We start from the raw sequence: 16,324 nt of genomic DNA, 5'->3' as shown, positions 1-16,324 counted from the left end.
CGCGCGGCGGGGATCCCGCCTCTCCAGGGGCGAAGTTTGCGCTGCGCCTCGGGCGATCTGCGGTAGAACCGCGCCCATGCGAGCCAACCATCCGTCCCAGCGGAGACGCCTCCGGGCGCCCTCGTGCCTGTCCAGCGCGCTCGTCGTCGCGCTCGGCCTGACGTCGCCCACCTACGCCGCGCCACCGGCCGCTGCAGCGGCGCAGCCCGCAGCAGCGGCGCAACCCGCCGCCAAGCCGGCGGCGGCGCAGCCCGCGACCGCGGCGCAGCCCGCGACGGCGGCGCAGCCTGGCGCGAAGCCGGGGGCCGCGGCGCCGGCCTCGGCCAGCGTGAGCGTCATGGTGCCGGTCGAGAAGTACACGCTGCAGAACGGGCTCGAGGTGGTCCTGCACGAGGATCACCGCACGCCCGTCGTGGCCGTCAACGTCTGGTACCACGTGGGCTCCAAGGACGAGCCGAAGGGGAAGAACGGGTTCGCGCACCTCTTCGAGCACCTCATGTTCCAGGGCTCGAAGAACGTCGGCGAGGACATGTTCTTCAAGTACCTGGAGCGGGCCGGCGCGAGCGAGCGCAACGGGACGACCAACGCCGACAGGACCAACTACTTCGAGACCGTCCCGGCCAACGAGCTCGCGCTCGTGCTCTGGCTGGAGAGCGACCGGATGGGGTGGCTGCTCGACCACGCGAACGAGGAGACGTTCGCGAGCCAGCGCAACGTGGTGAAGAACGAGCGCCGCCAGAACTACGAGAACGCGCCTTACGGCCTCGTGCCGCAGTTCCTCCGCGCGGCGATGTTCCCGGCGAACCACCCCTACCACCTGCTGACCATCGGCACGCCCGAGGACCTCGACGCCGCCCGGATGGACGACGTGCGGGCCTTCTTCAAGACGTTCTACGCGCCGAACAACGCGACCCTCGTCATCGCCGGCGACATCGACAGGGACAGGGCGAAGGAGCTCGTCCACAAGTACTTCAGCCCGATCCCGAAGGGCGCCCCGCCGCCCGTGGCGACGAAGCCCGACCCCGGCGACCTCGCGACCGAGAAGCGCCTCGAGATCGAGGCGGACGTGGAGCTGCCCCGCGTGACGATCAGCTGGGTGACGCCGCCGCACTTCGCGCCCGGCGACGCCGAGCTCGACCTCGTCGCCAACGTCCTCTCGTCGGGCAAGACGAGCCGGCTGTACAAGCGGCTGGTCTACGATCTCCAGATCGCGCAGGACGTCTTCGCGGGACAGTCGTCGAGCCAGCTCGCCAGCACGTTCCAGATCACCGCCACCCTGAAGAAGGGCAAGTCGCCCGAGCAGGCCCTGAAGCTGATCGACGCCGAGCTCGAGAAGCTGCGCAAGGCGCCGCCGACGCAGGACGAGCACGAGCGGGCCCGGGCGAAGCTGCTGTCGGACCTTGTCTTCAGCATGGAGCAGGTGACCGCCCGCGCGAACGCGATCAACAACTACAACCAGCTCGCCGGCGATCCGGGGTACTTCCCGAAGGACGTGGCCAGGTACGAGACGGCCACGGCCGCCGACCTGCAGAAGGCGACCGCGGACTTCCTGCCCCAGGGCAGGCGCGTGATCGCCCTCGTCACGCCGACGCCGGGCGCCCCGAAGGCAGGGCGCCTCGTGAAGCAGAGCGAGACGGCGGCGCCGGCCGCGGCGAAGCCCGCGGCGGCGGCGGCGAAGCCCGCGGCGGCGGCGGCGAAGCCCGCGGCGGCGGCGCCGGCGACCGGCAAGCCTGCGACGGCACCGGCAGTCAAGAACCCCGCGGTCGAGAAGCCCGCGGTCGAGAAGCCCGCGGCCGGCACGCCCGCGCCGAAGGGGGGTTGAGCCATGCACATGAAACGAATCTTCTCCGTCTCGCTCGCCGCAGCGGCGCTCGCCGCCTGCGCCTCGAACACGAAGGCGCCGCCCGCCGCCGCGCCGCCGCCCGCCGCCGCGCCGCCTGCCGCCGCGGCGCCGCCCCCGGAGGCGGCGGACGCGTTCCGCAAGTCGCCGCCGCCTCCAGGGCCGGAGGTGGTCTTCGTGCCGCCGCGGATCGAGGAGGCGAAGCTCGCGAACGGGATCCGCGTCCTCATCGTGGAGCGGCACGAGCTGCCGATCGTCGCGGTGGAGGTGACCACCGTCCGGGGCGCCGATCAGGCCGCGCCGGGCGTCGGCGCGTTCGCGGGCGCGATGCTCACGCAGGGCACGAAGACCCGCAGCGCGCTCCAGTTCAGCGACGCGCTCGGCAAGCTCGGCGCGAACTTCTCGTCCGGGGTCAACTTCGACGGCGGCGGCGTGCAGGGCCAGAGCCTGGCGCCGCGGTTCGGCGAGATGCTCACGCTGCTCGGCGACGCGTACATGAACCCGGCGTTCGCGCCGGCCGAGATCGAGCGCGAGCGGTCGCGCCGCATCACCCAGCTCGCCGAGATGAACGACCGGCCCGCGTCGCTCCTCTCCATCGCCCAGAGCATGACCCTCTACCCCGACGGCCACGCGTACAGCGCGCCGCTGCTCGGCACGGAGGCGGCGCTCAAGAAGATCACGGCGGGCGCCCTCGCGAAGTTCCACGGCGCGCAGTTCCGGCCGGAGCTGACGACGGTCTCCATCGCCGGGAACATCACCAAGGCCGACGCGGTGAAGGAGGTGGAGCGGGTCTTCGGCGCGTGGAAGGGCCCGGTCGGCGCGCCGCCCGTGCCGGCGAAGGCGGAGCTCCCCGCGGATCCGCCGGCGCTCGACGCGGGCGCGCCGCGCGTCGTGATCGTCGACAGGCCCGGGCTCACGCAGTCGACCGTGACGGTGACGTTGCCCGGCGTGCCGCGCGCGACGAAGGACTACGACGCGCTGCTCGTGATGAACACCCTCCTCGGCGGGCAGTTCTCGAGCCGGCTCAACCTGAACCTGCGCGAGAAGCACGCCTACACGTATGGCGCGCGCTCCGGCTTCGAGATGCGCCATGGGCCCGGCCCGTTCTCCGCGGGCGGCGCGGTGGTGCGGGAGAACACCGGGCCGGCGGTGCGGGAGATCTTCGCGGAGATCGACCGGATGCGGAAGGAGCCCGTCACCCTCGAGGAGCTCGCGGACGCCAAGGCGAACCTCATCCGCCAGCTCCCGGCCCGCTTCGAGACAGCCGGCGCGACTGCGTCGACGGTCGCAGGCCTCGCGGTCTACGATCTGCCGCTCGACGAGTTCGGGACGCGGCCGGCGCGGATCCAGCGGATCACGCCTGCGGATGTGCAGCGGGTCGCGCAGAAGTACCTCGTGCCCGAGCAGCTCCGGATCGTGCTGGTGGGCGACGCCAGCGCCGTCGGAGAGCAGCTCTCGGCGCTGCAGCTCGGTCCGGTGACCGTCCAGAAGGCGCCCGGCGTGACGGCTGGACAGCCGGCTGCCGGCAAGCCCGGGGCGGCGCAGGCCGCCAAGCCGGCGGCGCCCGCCGCGCCCGCGCAGGCCGCCAAGCCGGCGGCGCCCCAGGCGACGCCGCCCCCCGCGAAGAAGCCGTGAGATACACCGCGCCGCTCGCCTGCGTGTGCGCGCTGGCGTGGAGCACGCCCGCCGCCGCGCAGGCGGGACCGGCGGCCCCGGACTGGGCGTTCGGGGCGCCGGCGGGCGAGGTGGCCGTCGTCGCGGCCTGCACCGCCTCGCTGGCGACGTACCTGCTGCCTCAGCGCCGCTCGGCGTGGGGCGCAGCCTCCAGCGAGGAGCGCAACGAGACCCTCGGCCTCGCCAGCGACATCACCGGCGCCACCGTGGGCACGCTGCTCCAGCTCGGCAGCGGGTACGCCCTCGAGGGCAGCTACCTCGCAGGCACCGGCGTCCCCCACCCCTTCTCCCGGGCGCTCAGGACGTCGCTGATCGAGCTCGAGGCGGCGGCGCTGTCGACAGGCCTCTCGAGCATGATCAAGCGCCTGTCGGGCCGGTGCCGGCCGCGTTCGTGGCGGACGGATCGGTGCGGCGAGACCGATCTCGATTTCGACGCCTTCCCATCGGGCCACACGACCCCGGTCGCGGCGATCGCGGGCGTGCGCCTGAACCTCGCGCTGCGCACGACCGGCGCCGCCGCGCCGCGCCTGGGCGCGCTCGCCCTCGCCGAGGCGGCCACCGTGGTGACGATGGCGCTGCGGATCGGCGCGGGCGCGCACTCGTGGCAGGACGTCGGCGCCGGCATGATCCTGGGCCACGTGACGGGCTTCGCGCTCGCGGCCATCCATCCGATCGCGCCGAACGAGACGCGGTTTGCGGCAGGTCCGCTGCCCGGCCCGATGCCGGAGCCCGCGGCGGTCACCTGGTCCTGGACGTTCTGATCTCGCGATGAGGGGCCGCCGGGCGGCGCGCGGTCGCCTATGAGGCGGCGACGGCGCACGCGGGCGCGCCGGCAGGCCGCGATCCATGCTCGCGCCATGCCCATCTTCGAGAAGCGCACGCGCATCGCCGCGCCCCCCGAGCGGGTCTTCGCCTTCCACGAGGAGCCCGACGCCCTAGAGCGCCTCACGCCCCCCTGGGAGCACGCGCGCGTCCTGGAGAAGACCGGCGGGATCCTCGTCGGCGCGCGCGTGGTCATGGAGACGCGCGTCGGCCCTGTCCCGCTGCGCTGGGTCGCCGAGCACACGCAGTACGAGCAGGGCCGGATGTTCCAGGACACGCAGCGCAGCGGGCCGTTCAAGCGATGGGTCCACACGCACCGCACGGACCCTGACGGCGCGGGCGGCTGCTACCTCACCGATCACGTGGAGTACGAGCTCCCGCTCGGCGCGCTCGGACAGCTCGGCGGCGCCCGCTTCGTCCGGCGCAAGCTGGAGCGGATGTTCGACTACCGCCACGAGGTGACGCGGCGGGCCTGCGAGGCGCCGCCGCAGTAACAGGCTCACCTGGCACCACGGCGCGCGCGCCGCGCGCCTTCACCTGCCGCTGCGGCCCCGGCGCCCGCCCTTCAGCCCGCCTTCAGCGGCGCGGATCGCCCTCGGGGCGCCCGCCCGGGTGCTCCGGATCGAACTGCGCCGGCCGATCGTTCTGCGGTCCGTCTGCCGTGTATCCCCGCTGCGACGCGCCCTGCTGTCGGGCGATCTGCTCGACATCGCTCGAGCCCTGCGTGCTCTCGTCGTTCAACTGCCGCGTCGGCGCCCCCGGCTCCTGCTGCTCGCCGCCGATCTGCCGCTCAGCCTGCTCGCTCGGTCCTGCGTGCTCTTTCGTAGGTTCCATGGTTTGACCCTGGAGCCCGATCGGTGACTGTAAAGCCCCCGTTGCCAAGACGGGCGCCGGATCCAAGATCTTCGCAATGCCGCGGCACGCGGCGACGCCAGGGAGAAGGAGCATGGCTATCTACCGTTGCGGCCGCTGCGGATCCATCAACCGGGTCGCGGACCAGCGGGTCAAGGATCGGCCCCGTTGCGGCCGCTGCAAGGATCCTCTCGACACGACGGGTGTCCCGCAATCCGTGGACGGGGCCGCGCTGGAGCAGGCGATCGCGAGCGCGCCCGTGCCCGTCCTGGTCGACTACTGGGCCACCTGGTGCGGCCCGTGCCGGGTCGCGGCGCCGATCCTCGACGAGCTGGGCCGCAGGAACGCAGGCGAGGTGCTGGTCTTGAAGCTCGACACGGACGCCGACCCGGCGGAGGCCGGGCGCCGACGCATCCAGGGGGTGCCGACATTCGTGCTCTTCCACGGCGGACGAGAGCTCGACCGCCGCAGCGGCGTGGCATCGCGCGCCGATCTGGAGCGCTGGATCGCCAGCCATTCCGGACAGCCCCAGACGCGCGCAAGCCACGCCTGAGCCGCGCCGCAGGCCGCGACGGGCGCCGTGAGACGGGGCGACACGTCACATCTGCACGCAACATCGGGTCAACAACGCTGGCGTTCTCACCGGGACTGGCGTCCTTGCATTCAAGTGCACCGAGGGCCGGTGGGCACGGTGCCACGGTGAACCCATGGTCTATTACGAGCAGGCCAATTCGCCCATTTCGAACTCCGCATGGCCATTGAACACATGCGGGCATCCGAGCTGACCGAGCGGCTACCGCGCGCGTTGCGACGGGCCCAGCAGCGTGCGATCCTTTCCGTGCTCAGCGAGCGAATGCTGGAGCTCCTCAGGGAGGCCTCGATGAACCCCGACAAGATCCCGGAGACACCCGCCGCCAGGAAGCTGCGCCTCTTCCTCGAAGCACAGGGGCGGAAGAAGGGACGGGCAGAGGGCGAGGCCAAGGGACGGGCAGAGGGACGGCAAGACGCGCTGATCACGCTGCTGCGGGCGCGCGGCCTCTCGCCCTCGCAGGACGATGAGGCGCGCATCCGCGCCTGCGCCGACGCAGCGAAGCTCGACCGCTGGATCGCGCGCGCCGCCACGGCCACGACGCTCCGCGAGGCCCTCGGGGGGACGAGACCCCCGGGCGCGAGGGCTCGCCCCCGCGCGCCGGGGCGCTCCCGGCCGACGCCCGCGTCGCGCTCCTGAGCCGCGCCGGCCTCACCCGCAGCGGCGCCCAGCCCAGCGCAGCCCCGCCGGCGCGCCCCCTCAGCTCGTGCCCGGAACGCGCGACGACTCGACCGGCTCCCCCCGCCCGAACACCGCGGCGGCCGCCCCGCCGCGCGCCGCGCGGTAGCGCGCCAGCTCGCCGAACTGCGCGAGCCGGGCGCGCACGATGTTCCTGCTGATGCCGAGCAGCCGCGCCGTCTGGAGCTGATTGCGATCGCAATACCGGTACGCCGTCCGGATGATCGTCTCCTCGATCTGCTCGTGCAGGTTCGGCAGGTTCTGCTCGAACAGCGCGAGCAACGCGCCCTCCAGCGATGTCGCCTGCGGCGCCGGCCCGACCTGAGACGCGACGTCCGCCGCCCCCCGGTCGACCCCCCGCTCCGAAGGAGGCGGGCTCGTCGCCGCCTTCGGCTGGAGCGCCGTGAGCCGCAGATCCGCCACGGCGATCTGGTGGCCTTTGCAGACCAGGAGCGCGTGGTGCATCGCGTTCTCGAGCTCCCGGATGTTCCCGGGCCACGGGTGCTCCAGGAGCCTCGCCGCCGCCTCCGCCGTGAGCGCGGCCGGCCCCGAGCCGAGCCGGTGCGCGTAGAGATCGAGGAAGTAGCGCGCCAGCGGGAGGATGTCGCCCGGCCGCTCGCGCAGCGGCGGGAGCGCCAGCGTCGCCACGTTGAGCCGGTAGAACAGGTCCTCGCGGAACTTCCGCGCGGTCACCGCCTCCTCCAGATCCACGTTGGTCGCCGCGATGAGCCGCACGTCGATCGGGATCGGCTGGCGCGATCCGAGCCGCACCACCTCGCGCTCCTGCAGCACGCGGAGCAGCTTCACCTGGAGCGGCAACGACAGATCCCCGATCTCGTCGAGGAACAGCGTGCCGCCGTCCGCGGCCTCGAACCACCCGGCCTTCGCGGTCGTCGCCCCGGTGAAGGCGCCCTTCTCGTGGCCGAACAGCTCGCTCTCGACCAGCGACTCCGACCAGGCTCCGCAGTTGACCGCGACGAACGGCCGCCCCCGACGATGGCTCAACGCATGGATGTGGCGCGCGACCAGCTCCTTGCCCGTGCCGGTCTCCCCCGTCACGAGCAGCGTCGCGTCGCTCGGCGAGAGCTGCCGGATCCGATCGAGGATCGCCTGCGACCGGGGATCCTCGAAGACAAGCGCCTTGGCCCGCAGAGAGAGAGCCAGCGCGCCAGGGTTGGGAAGCGTGAGCAAGGGCATCGTCATCGGGCGTCACTCACCATGATAGCGGATGGTTCGTCCATTATAACGGACACCACGGACGTGCGCCAGGATCTTCTGCGGGCGGCGCCTTAGGGCGGCCCCGTCCCCCCCGAGCCGCGCGGCGCGCTACGCCTCGAGGAGGTAGCCGCGGACCTCGTCGGTGAGGACCTTGATGTCGTGATCGGTGCGGGACCGGGGGCGCGGCACGTCGACGGGGACGACGCGCTTGATCCGCCCGGGCCGCGGCTCGAGCACGACGACCCGGTCGCCCAGGAACACGGCCTCCTCGACGTCGTGCGTGACGAGGATCATCGTGATCTGCTCCGTCTGCCAGATGCGCTGGAGCTCCTGCTGCAGCTTCGTGCGGGTCAGCGCGTCGAGCGCGCCGAACGGCTCGTCGAGGAGCAGGATGCCAGGCCGGTTGACCAGCCCGCGCGCGATCGCCGCCCGCTGCGCCATCCCGCCGGAGAGCTGGTGCGGGTAGGCCCGCTTGAACGCCGACAGACCGACGAGCTCCAGGTGTTCGTCGACGGCGCGGGCCTTCTCGGCCGCTGTCCATGTCGAGTTCTCGAGGCCGAGCGCGACGTTCTGCTCGATGGTGAGCCAGGGGAAGAGCCGGTGCTCCTGGAAGACGATCCCCCGGTCGAGGCTCGTCCCCTCGACGCGCGCGCCGCCGACGAGGATGTCGCCCTGGTAGTCGCTGTCCAGCCCGACGAGGAGCCGGAGGAGCGTCGACTTGCCGCAACCGCTCGTGCCCACGACGCTGATGAACTCGCCGGGGTGAATGGTCAGGCCGATCCCCTGGAGTACCTGCAGGGACTCGTCCTTGACCACGTACTTCTTGCTGACATCGCGAATGTTGATGACTCCGGGCGAGCTCATGTTCTCTCCTTCCAACGTTTCACACGCCGCGGACGCGCCATCGCAGCAGGCGCTCCTCCGCGGCCGTAGCCAGCGCGTTCAGGCCGAAGCCCACGAGGCCGGACACGAAAAGCCCGACCAGCACGACATCCATGGCGAAGCGCTCGCGCCCGTCGACCATCAGGCTGCCGACGCCGGGGGCGGGCTCGAGCAGGTACTCGGCCCCGATCGTGCCGAGCCACGCGTAGATGAGCCCCTGATGGACGCCGGCGAAGAGCGACGGCGCGGCCGACGGCAGGACGACCTTGCGCAGCACCTGCCATCGCGAGAAGCGGAGGACGCGGGCCACCTCGATGTGCTCGACAGCGACGCTCCGCACGCCTTCATAGGTGTTCACGACGACCGGGTAGAAGGCGGAGAGCGCGATGAACGCGACCTTCGCCTCCTCGCCGACGCCGAGCCACACGGACATGAGCGGGATCCACGCGAACAGCGCGACCTGCTTCGCGGCGTGGAAGCTCGGCGACAGCAGCCGGTCGGCGACGCGCGAGAGGGCGAGGAGGCCGCCGACGGCGGTGCCCGCCGCGACGCCGAGCGACAGCCCGAGCAGATCCCGGAGCAGGCTGGCCCGGAGGTGGCCCCAGAGCTCCCCGCTCTCGTGCAGCCCTCGCGCGGCCTCCCAGACCGCGAGCGGCGGGACGAGGATGCGGGTGTTGGTGAGCTCGTAGCGGCAGACCACGATCCACGCGACGACGAGGAAGATGGGCAGGACAAGGCCGCGCCGGAGCCGCGGCGCTGTCAGAGCATGGGTGATGGCGCTCATCGTTGTTGTTCCTGTCGAGGTGCGCGAGGTGCGGGAGGTCAGAGAGCGGCGCGCCGCCAGCGGAGGAGGCGGGCCTCGATCGTCTCGAGCCCCTTGTCGAGCGCGAGCCCGAGGATCCCCACGACGAGGATCGCCGCGAGCACCACGTCGAGCTGGAAGAGCTGGCGGCCCCAGACGATCAGGAACCCGACGCCCTCGGAGGACGCCAGGAGCTCGACCGTGACGAGCGACAGCCACGCTTGCGTGAGCCCATAGCGGATCCCCACGGCGATCGAGGGGACGGCCGAGGGGAGCACGACCTTCCGGAGGAGCTGGACGTTGCTGAACCGGAAGACCCGGGCGACCTCGATGTACGACCGGGGGACGTTCTTGATGCCCTGGAGCGTGTTCAGCGCCACCGGGATGAGGCTCGCCTGCGCGATGAGGATCAGCTTGAGCGACTCGCCGATGCCCACCACCATCATGAACAGCGGCAGCCACGCGAGGACGGGCACCTGCGCGAGCGCCCGGAAGAGCGGGTGAACGTACTCCTCGATGCGCCGCGAGAGGCCCATGGCGACGCCGAGCAGCAGGCCGGCCGCGCCGCCGAGGGCGAAGCCGCCGAAGACGCGCCCGAGGCTGATGGCGATGTTCGAGTGCAGGTCTCCCGAGCTGGCGAGCTCGGTCAGCGTCTGCACCACCAGCCCCGGCGCCGGCAGGATCTGCGGCGGGATCAGCTCGCGCTGCGAGGCGTAGCCCCACGCGAGGAGGAGCGCCGCCGGGAAGATGAGCCCCACGGCGACGTTGCCCACCCGCCGCGACAGGAGCGGCGCGGCGCCGCCCGCGGGCAGCGCCACCTGAGGCGCCGCGAGCTCGTAGGCGGCCTGGGTCTGGCTTTCTTGGATTCCCTGCTGCGTCATCGTCATTGCCTTTCTATCGTGGTAGGCCGCCCTGCCCGCGCGCGGCGCGGACGCCGCCGCGCTCCGCCCTCCGCCCTCATGGCCTGCCGGGGTGCTTGACCTTCCCGTTCGCGTCGAACTCGGGCCAGTAGCCCTCGAGGTTCAGCTCCTTGAGCGCCGCGTTCAGGAACCTCAGGTCGATCCAGGAGTCGACGTCGAACGTGTTCCTGATGAGGCCGAAGCGCTTCGCGTCAGCCGCCGCCGCCTTGTAGCGGGAGATCAGGTATTCATCGAACAGCGGGCTCGCGCGCACCTTGAGCGAGTCGCCCGCCTGGTCGGCCTTGTAGTTCGAGTACGGCACGCCCGATTTGGACCAGAGCTGGTAGATGGGCGCCGGGTTGGCCTCGTTCTGCGCGATCCAGTGGGCGGCTTGCACGACGACCTTGACGACGCGCTTGGTGATGTCCGGGTACTTGTTCGCGAAATCCTCGGTGACGATCAGGTGGGCGTGGCGCAGGTACGTCGGCGAGTCGTTCTTCGTCGAGTAGACGATCTTCGCGATCCCCTGATCCTGGAGCGTGTAGAGGTCGGACCCGCCGAACGCCGCGTCGATGTCCCGGGTGGCGAGCGCCGCCTTGGCGGTCGCCGTATCCATGTTGAGGATCCGGAGGTCGCGCTCCGACAGCCCGCTCCCCGCGAGGATCTTGTTCACGGCGAGCTGGAGGTTCGTGCCCTTGAACAGGGCGACCTTCTTCCCCTTGAGGTCCGCGAGCGACGAGATCGACGAGTCCGAAGGGACCGCCAGGTAGGTGTGCTGGCGCGTCGACACCCCGGCGAGGAGCTTCGTCTTGAGCCCCCCTGCCCTGCCGATGCTCGACGGCAGGTCTCCCTGGAGCGCGAAATCGAGGAGGCCGTTCGCGTACGCCTCGTTGACGGCGGGGCCAGCGCCCTTGAAGAAGGACCACTGGATCTTGATGTTGTCCTTCTTGAACTCCTCCTCGAGGAGCCCGCGCGCGTGCACCACGCTGAGGCTGCTGCCGCCCACGAAAGGCCGGTTGCCGATCCCCACCCCGGCGAACGCCACGCGGATGACGGTCGGCGCGTCCGCCCGCGCCACGTGCGAGGACAAGGTCAAGATGGCCGCGATGAAGATCTGCAAGATGATAAGAGCGCGTCTCATGGTTTCCTCTCTCGATTCGTTGCTCTAGAAGCCGCCCTGGAGCTGGGCGAGCAGCTCGTGCTGGGCGCCTTGCGTGTTCGTGCGGTCGTCACGACGATTGAAGTTGAGCTGGAACTTCGTCGTCTCCGCGAAGAAGAGGTTGAAGCCGAGCGTGTAGACGTCGACCCGGTTCTCCAGCACCTCGGTGCTCGGATCGAAGAGGTCGACCCGGATGAACGGCTGGTAGGTCTTCGGCCACCAGTCGTCGTATCGGCCCTGGTTACGATAGCCCCTCAGGAACTGCTCGCCCCAGTTGTAGAAGACGGTGGCCACGTGCGACAGGCTCGAGAGCCTCGTCTTCTGCGGGTCTTCCGGCGTGGTCCCGAGCGTCACGTCGTCCTGACCGTAGATGAACTCGTAGGTGAGGCCGATCGGGTAGTGGTTGTAGTAGATATCGCCGCCGTAGCGGCGCTTGGCGCCCTTCCCGGACAGCGTCTTCTTCTCGTCCTTGAGGAACGTGTTCTGCCAGCCGATGTACACGCTCCCGCCGAGCGTGATCTGCCGGAGGAGGGAGTTGTAGTCGGAGGGAACGGTGAACGCCAGGCGACCGATGATGTCCTTCTCGCTGTTGTCGTCGGGCGTGTTCGGCCCGCTCCCGTTGACGAGGCCGACGGCGTACGCGAGGACGGGCGCGCGGTAGTTGTAGCCGTAGTCCACCTGCGGCAGCACGTCGCCCCGGATGATGAGCCCGAGCTCGCGCCGGTTCAGCCCGAGCCTCGTCGTGAACTGCGCGTTGGTGATCACCGGCTTGAGCTCCTCGCTCGCCGGGACCTCGAGCCCGAACGGCAAGAGCTGCTGGCCGAGGGTGATTTGCAGGACCCAGTCCTCGGGGGCGAGGGTGGGGAGCACGGAGTACGAGAGCTGGGCGTCCAGCAGGTTGAGGAAGCTGTTGTTGCTCGCCTGCTGGGGCGAGGCGCCGAAGCGCAGCGAGTAGGTGAGGTTGCGCCCTTCCTCGTAGTCCTTGAAGAGGATGCCGTTGAACGAGAGGAGCGCGGCGCCCGTGTCGAACGTCACCTTGCGGTCGTTCGACGTCGCCGTGTTCACCGGCTGCTCTGTCCATCCGATGCGCGTCTGGATGACGCCGCCGATGAGGAGCGAGCGGGTCGAGATGGCGGTGTGGAGATCGCGCTCGCGCTGCCACTGGAACTTGAAGTTCTCGAGATCGGTGACGAGCCCTTGCAGATCGTCGCGGGTCACGGCGTTGGGGTCGGGCTCGACGAAGGCCTCGGCGGTCGCGTCCCCCGCGGGCGAGGTGACGGGCGACGGCACGCCCGGGGCCGTCGGCCCGGCAGCCGCGGTACCTGGCGTGGTGGCCGGGGCCGCGCCGGCAGCGGCCGGAGCCGCTCCAGCAGGGCCCGGGGCCGCACCGGCGGGCGCAGCAGGCGCCGGCGCTGCGCCTGCGGGCGCCGCACCGGCGGGCGCAGCAGGCGCCGGCGCCGCGCCGGCAGGAGCCGCGCCAGCGGGCGCGCGGGCCGGCGCTGCACCCGCGGGGGCCGGCGCCGCGCCAGCAGGCGCGGGGCGCTCCCCCTGGGCTCTTCCGGGCTGGTTCTGCGCGCTCGCGTGGCTCACGCAAAGGACGACGCTCGCCGCAAGGATCGTGGAGATGGCTGTTCTTGAACGGTCAAGCAAACGCATGAATGGATCCAGGGAGGTTCGTTTTCTCGAAATCACGCAGCGCGGGGCTGCTCTCGTCAGCCCCGCGCGGCGCATGTCCGTCAGGCAGCCTTGCTCTTCGGCAGCTTCTGCTCGACCGCGGTTCCCGCGAAGAAGCCGGGGTTCTTGCCGGCGAAGAAGTTGTAAGGATGGGTGAACACGAGGTCGCGGAAGTTCGCCTCCGTGAGCGCCCCCCGCTCGACGAGGCTCCACGTGTCCGCGAGGACCTCGGTCAGATCCGGCACGTCCCAGTGGCCGCTGTCCGACGCCCAGAAGGCGTTGAGCTGCACGCCGAGCGGGTTGACCTTCGTGTTGAACGCGTAGGCGATCGTCGGGTCGTCCGCCTCCGAGCCGAAGTAGAAGTTCGGCACGTACCGGTCGCGGATGTCCTCGATCCGCTCGATGCCGGCCGCCGCGAAGTCGTCGAGCGCGCCCGGGTCCTGCGGCTGGCGTCGCGAGTTGTTCGACACGCCGAGCGCCCCGCCGAGGACGGCGTTGATGTCGCCGAGCCGCGCCTCGACCTCCTGGCCGCCGTACTGCTGGTAGAGCGCGTAGAGCAGCTTCGCGTCGATGAGGTCAGGGTTGTAGTTCTGGACGGCCTTGCCGTTGCGCTTCTCCCAGTGGCCGACGAGATCGGCGAAGAGCGTCGCGCCCCACGCCGCCCCACCCTCGAGGAAGCCGACGCGGAGGTCGGGGAACCGCCGGGTCACGCCGCTGAAGAAGAGCGACTTCGCGAGCGCCTCGGAGGCGGAGGCGAAGTGGCCGATGTGGTTGTACATGTAATTCGACACCGAGCTGCGGCTCGTCCACCCCATCCCGGCAGAGTGGGTGGTCAGCACCGTCTTCAGCTCGACCGCCTTGGCCCAGAACGGGTCGTAGTTGTATTCGCTGTCCACGCCGAACGTGTCGAGCCAGTTCGCGTGTCGCGCGACGTCCGGATGGTGGCGGGACGGGTACTTCTCGGCCACCGACCGGACGGGCCGCCGGAGATTGCCCGGGATGAGCGCGACCTTCAGGCCGAGCTCGCGCACGGCGAACTCGAGCTCCTCGACCCCCTCCTCCGGCGTGTGCAGCGGAATGGCGGCGACGGGCGTCAGCCGGTCGGCGTACGGCCGGTACGCGTCGGCGTGGTAGGCGTTGACCGCGCGGATGAGCACCCTGCGCAGATCCTCCTTGCCGACGTGGGTCGCGAACGTGGAGACGTTCGGGAACAGGACCGCGTAATCGGTCCCCGACTCGCCGAGCCGCTCGTGCAGCAGCCTGGGCAGCGACACCGTGGCGAGATCGAGGGTGTTCTTGGTCGGCAGGGCCCACCACGGCGGCCGCCCCGAGCGCTGCGCGGCGCGCTGCTCGGGCGTGAGCTCGTACCACTCGTTGCTCAGGTAACCGAACCCCCGGTTGATCGCCTGGCGGAACTCGTCGACGTACTTCGCGCCGCCGTACTTCGCGATGTAATCCTCGAGGATCGGGGCGAACTCGATCGTGTGCAGATCGGTGTCGATGACCGGGTAATCCAGCTTGTCGCGCACCGCCCGCGAGCGAGAGGTCTTCTTGCCGTCCTTCAGCGAGAGGTGAGAGAATGAGATGCTCATTGACGATGTCTCCATGGTTCGGTCGCGCGCTCGCGCAGCCGCAGCGGCGCTGCGCGCCCGCGATCGAGGCGCTCGGGCGGCGGGCCCCGCCGGGCGCCCGCTGCTGTCCTGAAATCGTGAGAGGCCTTCGAGCTAGAGCGCCGCGAGCGCGGCGCTCGGACAGCGCGTGGCGGTCCATCGCTCGACGCCGAGCGGCATGACGGCAGGATCGCCCGCGTGGGCGTTCGTCATGGTCGTGCTGGTGAGGACGAGTGAAATCGCGGCGAGGGCGACCACTGGAGTTTTCATAACGGCCTTCAGGTGAGCTGTCGCCCTGACGCGTTGCACTGAGCGGACCAGGCCCTCGCGGCGGCAGGCGCCGCGCACCCTGTCAACAGAGCAAATCGACGAACGTTGCTCCATCGACGCTTTGCACGGCGCGTACCAGCCTTATGTCCGCTGTGCAAGACGCCGATCCGCTATACCGGAGGCCCCCCTGCTGCTCCAGCAGCAGGCGCGATGCTGCGGAGGTGCTGCTGGAGCAGCAGGCGGCCGCCTCGCGCGCCCAGAGCGCATCGGTCTGCCCGGGTGAGCGTCGCGCGGGGAGGTCTCGCGTTGACGTGCTGCTCCGATCCCGCCCATACTTCCATCATGCGGTGTTCCGTAATGCGTGCAGTACGGTGTACGACGCCGAGGGCTGCTGTCAAGCTCGCGGGACCGGGAGCGGCTCGATGAAGAAGAGCCCCGCGAAGCCGGCGAGGAAGCGCGCGCAGCGCGAGGTGGAGGCGCGGGCGCCCGATCCGGCGCGGACCCTCGCGCTGCTCTGGGGCTCTCACGGCAAGCCTGGGCGGTCGGGGCTGACGGTGCGCGCCATCGTGTCGGCCGCCATCGAGCTCGCCGACGCGGGAGGGCTGGATGCAGTCTCCATGCGTCAGCTCGCGGACCAGCTCAACGTCGGCACCATGTCGCTCTACACGCACGTCCCCGGCAAGGCCGAGCTGACCGATCTCATGGTCGACACCGTCTGTGGCCAGCTCTACGACGACGTGGACGCGCCGTCGCGGCAGCCGGGGGGGTGGCGCGAGTCGCTCCGGTACATCGCCCAGCGCAACTGGGACCTGTACCAGGCGCACCCGTGGCTGCTCGAGATCGTCACGGCGCGCCCGGTGCTCGGCCCCAACATCTCGCTCAAGTACGAGGCCGAGCTGCGGCCGCTCGACGGCCTCGGCCTCACCGACGTGGAGATGGATTCGGTGCTCACCCTCCTCCTCACGCACGTCGAGGGCACGGCGAGGGCGCTGGCGAACGCGAAGCGCACCCTCCAGGAGAGCGGCATGACGGACGTGGAGTGGTGGGTCGCGACCGCCCCGCTGCTCGACAAGGTCATCGACGCGAAGCGGTTCCCCGTCGCGACGCGCGTCGGGCAATCGGCCGGTCACGCATACCAGGGCGTGTCGAGCCCCGAGCACGCTTTCCGCTTCGGCCTGGAGCGCATCCTCGACGCCGTCTCGCTCCTGATCTCGGAGCGACAACTCAACACTACTTAAGATCAATTAACATTCACGATTCACGCGTGGATGGCCTGAGCACCGCGACCGTGTGAGCTTGACAGCACACGGGGTTATTCCTATCGAGACTGCGCCGGAGGAGCGGACTCGCGCCCC

At 70.7% G+C, this 16,324-nt stretch carries 16 protein-coding genes; 7 read left to right on the top strand and 9 right to left on the bottom strand.

What is annotated here, in order from left to right; translation table 11 throughout:
- Positions 1 to 76: 76 nt before the first annotated feature.
- The 4 genes from WME96_RS07325 to WME96_RS07310 all read left to right on the top strand — a co-directional run bounded on the left by WME96_RS07325 (position 77) and on the right by WME96_RS07310 (position 4,830).
- A complete protein-coding gene (locus WME96_RS07325) occupies positions 77 to 1,822 on the top strand; it encodes a M16 family metallopeptidase (protein ID WP_437289447.1) in 1,746 nt (581 codons plus the stop codon).
- 3 nt (positions 1,823 to 1,825) lie between these two features.
- On the top strand, positions 1,826 to 3,475 hold the full coding sequence (locus WME96_RS07320; protein WP_437289446.1) for a M16 family metallopeptidase: 1,650 nt from the start codon (positions 1,826 to 1,828) through the stop codon (positions 3,473 to 3,475).
- The gene (locus WME96_RS07315) at positions 3,472 to 4,275 is read left to right on the top strand and encodes a phosphatase PAP2 family protein (protein WP_437289445.1); all 804 of its coding nucleotides are present in this window, start codon (positions 3,472 to 3,474) and stop codon (positions 4,273 to 4,275) included. Before WME96_RS07320 ends, WME96_RS07315 begins: the two co-directional genes overlap by 4 nt.
- A 96-nt stretch (positions 4,276 to 4,371) precedes the next feature.
- Positions 4,372 to 4,830, top strand: a complete 459-nt coding sequence (locus WME96_RS07310) for an SRPBCC family protein (RefSeq protein ID WP_437289444.1) — start codon at positions 4,372 to 4,374, stop codon at positions 4,828 to 4,830.
- A gap of 82 nt (positions 4,831 to 4,912) precedes the next feature.
- On the opposite strand, the gene WME96_RS07305 is transcribed toward WME96_RS07310, so the two are convergent.
- Positions 4,913 to 5,170 (bottom strand): hypothetical protein, encoded by a 258-nt coding sequence (locus WME96_RS07305; RefSeq protein ID WP_437289443.1) that lies wholly within the window; start codon positions 5,168 to 5,170, stop codon positions 4,913 to 4,915.
- Positions 5,171 to 5,282: 112 nt separating this feature from the next.
- Here WME96_RS07305 and WME96_RS07300 point away from each other — a divergent pair, with 112 nt between their 5' ends.
- Positions 5,283 to 5,741: a thioredoxin family protein gene (locus WME96_RS07300; protein ID WP_437289442.1), complete on the top strand. Its 459-nt coding sequence runs from the start codon at positions 5,283 to 5,285 to the stop codon at positions 5,739 to 5,741.
- Positions 5,742 to 6,026: 285 nt separating this feature from the next.
- Positions 6,027 to 6,416, top strand: a complete 390-nt coding sequence (locus WME96_RS07295) for a hypothetical protein (protein ID WP_437289441.1) — start codon at positions 6,027 to 6,029, stop codon at positions 6,414 to 6,416.
- Positions 6,417 to 6,476: 60 nt separating this feature from the next.
- Here WME96_RS07295 and WME96_RS07290 read toward each other — a convergent pair whose 3' ends face one another.
- The 8 genes from WME96_RS07290 to WME96_RS07255 all read right to left on the bottom strand — a co-directional run bounded on the left by WME96_RS07290 (position 6,477) and on the right by WME96_RS07255 (position 14,969).
- Positions 6,477 to 7,652: a sigma-54 interaction domain-containing protein gene (locus tag WME96_RS07290; RefSeq protein WP_437292285.1), complete on the bottom strand. Its 1,176-nt coding sequence runs from the start codon at positions 7,650 to 7,652 to the stop codon at positions 6,477 to 6,479.
- A gap of 129 nt (positions 7,653 to 7,781) precedes the next feature.
- Complete coding sequence (locus tag WME96_RS07285; RefSeq protein ID WP_437289440.1) at positions 7,782 to 8,537, bottom strand: ABC transporter ATP-binding protein; 756 nt, start codon at positions 8,535 to 8,537, stop codon at positions 7,782 to 7,784.
- A 19-nt stretch (positions 8,538 to 8,556) separates the two neighbouring features.
- Complete coding sequence (locus tag WME96_RS07280; RefSeq protein ID WP_437289439.1) at positions 8,557 to 9,339, bottom strand: ABC transporter permease; 783 nt, start codon at positions 9,337 to 9,339, stop codon at positions 8,557 to 8,559.
- Between the two features lie 38 nt (positions 9,340 to 9,377).
- Complete coding sequence (locus WME96_RS07275; RefSeq protein WP_437289438.1) at positions 9,378 to 10,238, bottom strand: ABC transporter permease; 861 nt, start codon at positions 10,236 to 10,238, stop codon at positions 9,378 to 9,380.
- A gap of 76 nt (positions 10,239 to 10,314) precedes the next feature.
- Positions 10,315 to 11,397, bottom strand: a complete 1,083-nt coding sequence (locus tag WME96_RS07270; protein ID WP_437289437.1) for an ABC transporter substrate-binding protein — start codon at positions 11,395 to 11,397, stop codon at positions 10,315 to 10,317.
- 24 nt (positions 11,398 to 11,421) lie between these two features.
- A complete protein-coding gene (locus WME96_RS07265) occupies positions 11,422 to 12,705 on the bottom strand; it encodes a hypothetical protein (protein WP_437289436.1) in 1,284 nt (427 codons plus the stop codon).
- 446 nt (positions 12,706 to 13,151) lie between these two features.
- Positions 13,152 to 14,681 (bottom strand): amidohydrolase family protein, encoded by a 1,530-nt coding sequence (locus WME96_RS07260; RefSeq protein ID WP_437289435.1) that lies wholly within the window; start codon positions 14,679 to 14,681, stop codon positions 13,152 to 13,154.
- A gap of 132 nt (positions 14,682 to 14,813) precedes the next feature.
- The gene (locus WME96_RS07255; protein ID WP_437289434.1) at positions 14,814 to 14,969 is read right to left on the bottom strand and encodes a hypothetical protein; all 156 of its coding nucleotides are present in this window, start codon (positions 14,967 to 14,969) and stop codon (positions 14,814 to 14,816) included.
- Between the two features lie 422 nt (positions 14,970 to 15,391).
- Here WME96_RS07255 and WME96_RS07250 point away from each other — a divergent pair, with 422 nt between their 5' ends.
- Positions 15,392 to 16,207, top strand: coding sequence for a TetR/AcrR family transcriptional regulator (locus tag WME96_RS07250; RefSeq protein WP_437289433.1), 816 nt, complete (start codon positions 15,392 to 15,394; stop codon positions 16,205 to 16,207).
- Positions 16,208 to 16,324 lie beyond the last annotated feature (117 nt).

Source organism: Sorangium sp. So ce406, assembly GCF_051474675.1.
Lineage (GTDB): Bacteria > Myxococcota_A > Polyangia > Polyangiales > Polyangiaceae > Sorangium > Sorangium cellulosum_G.
This window is presented reverse-complemented; position numbering and strand designations above follow the sequence as displayed.

Excerpts from the sequence above, each read along its gene's own strand:
- WME96_RS07325 (WP_437289447.1), top strand. The coding sequence starts at position 77 with ATGCGAGCCAACCATCCGTCCCAGCGGAGACGCCTCCGGGCGCCCTCG.
- WME96_RS07320 (WP_437289446.1), top strand. The coding sequence starts at position 1,826 with ATGCACATGAAACGAATCTTCTCCGTCTCGCTCGCCGCAGCGGCGCTC.
- WME96_RS07310 (WP_437289444.1), top strand. The coding sequence starts at position 4,372 with ATGCCCATCTTCGAGAAGCGCACGCGCATCGCCGCGCCCCCCGAGCGG.
- WME96_RS07305 (WP_437289443.1), bottom strand. The coding sequence starts at position 5,170 with ATGGAACCTACGAAAGAGCACGCAGGACCGAGCGAGCAGGCTGAGCGG.
- WME96_RS07300 (WP_437289442.1), top strand. The coding sequence starts at position 5,283 with ATGGCTATCTACCGTTGCGGCCGCTGCGGATCCATCAACCGGGTCGCG.
- WME96_RS07290 (WP_437292285.1), bottom strand. The coding sequence starts at position 7,652 with ATGCCCTTGCTCACGCTTCCCAACCCTGGCGCGCTGGCTCTCTCTCTG.
- WME96_RS07285 (WP_437289440.1), bottom strand. The coding sequence starts at position 8,537 with ATGAGCTCGCCCGGAGTCATCAACATTCGCGATGTCAGCAAGAAGTAC.
- WME96_RS07280 (WP_437289439.1), bottom strand. The coding sequence starts at position 9,339 with ATGAGCGCCATCACCCATGCTCTGACAGCGCCGCGGCTCCGGCGCGGC.
- WME96_RS07275 (WP_437289438.1), bottom strand. The coding sequence starts at position 10,238 with ATGACGCAGCAGGGAATCCAAGAAAGCCAGACCCAGGCCGCCTACGAG.
- WME96_RS07270 (WP_437289437.1), bottom strand. The coding sequence starts at position 11,397 with ATGAGACGCGCTCTTATCATCTTGCAGATCTTCATCGCGGCCATCTTG.
- WME96_RS07260 (WP_437289435.1), bottom strand. The coding sequence starts at position 14,681 with ATGAGCATCTCATTCTCTCACCTCTCGCTGAAGGACGGCAAGAAGACC.
- WME96_RS07255 (WP_437289434.1), bottom strand. The coding sequence starts at position 14,969 with ATGAAAACTCCAGTGGTCGCCCTCGCCGCGATTTCACTCGTCCTCACC.
- WME96_RS07250 (WP_437289433.1), top strand. The coding sequence starts at position 15,392 with ATGAAGAAGAGCCCCGCGAAGCCGGCGAGGAAGCGCGCGCAGCGCGAG.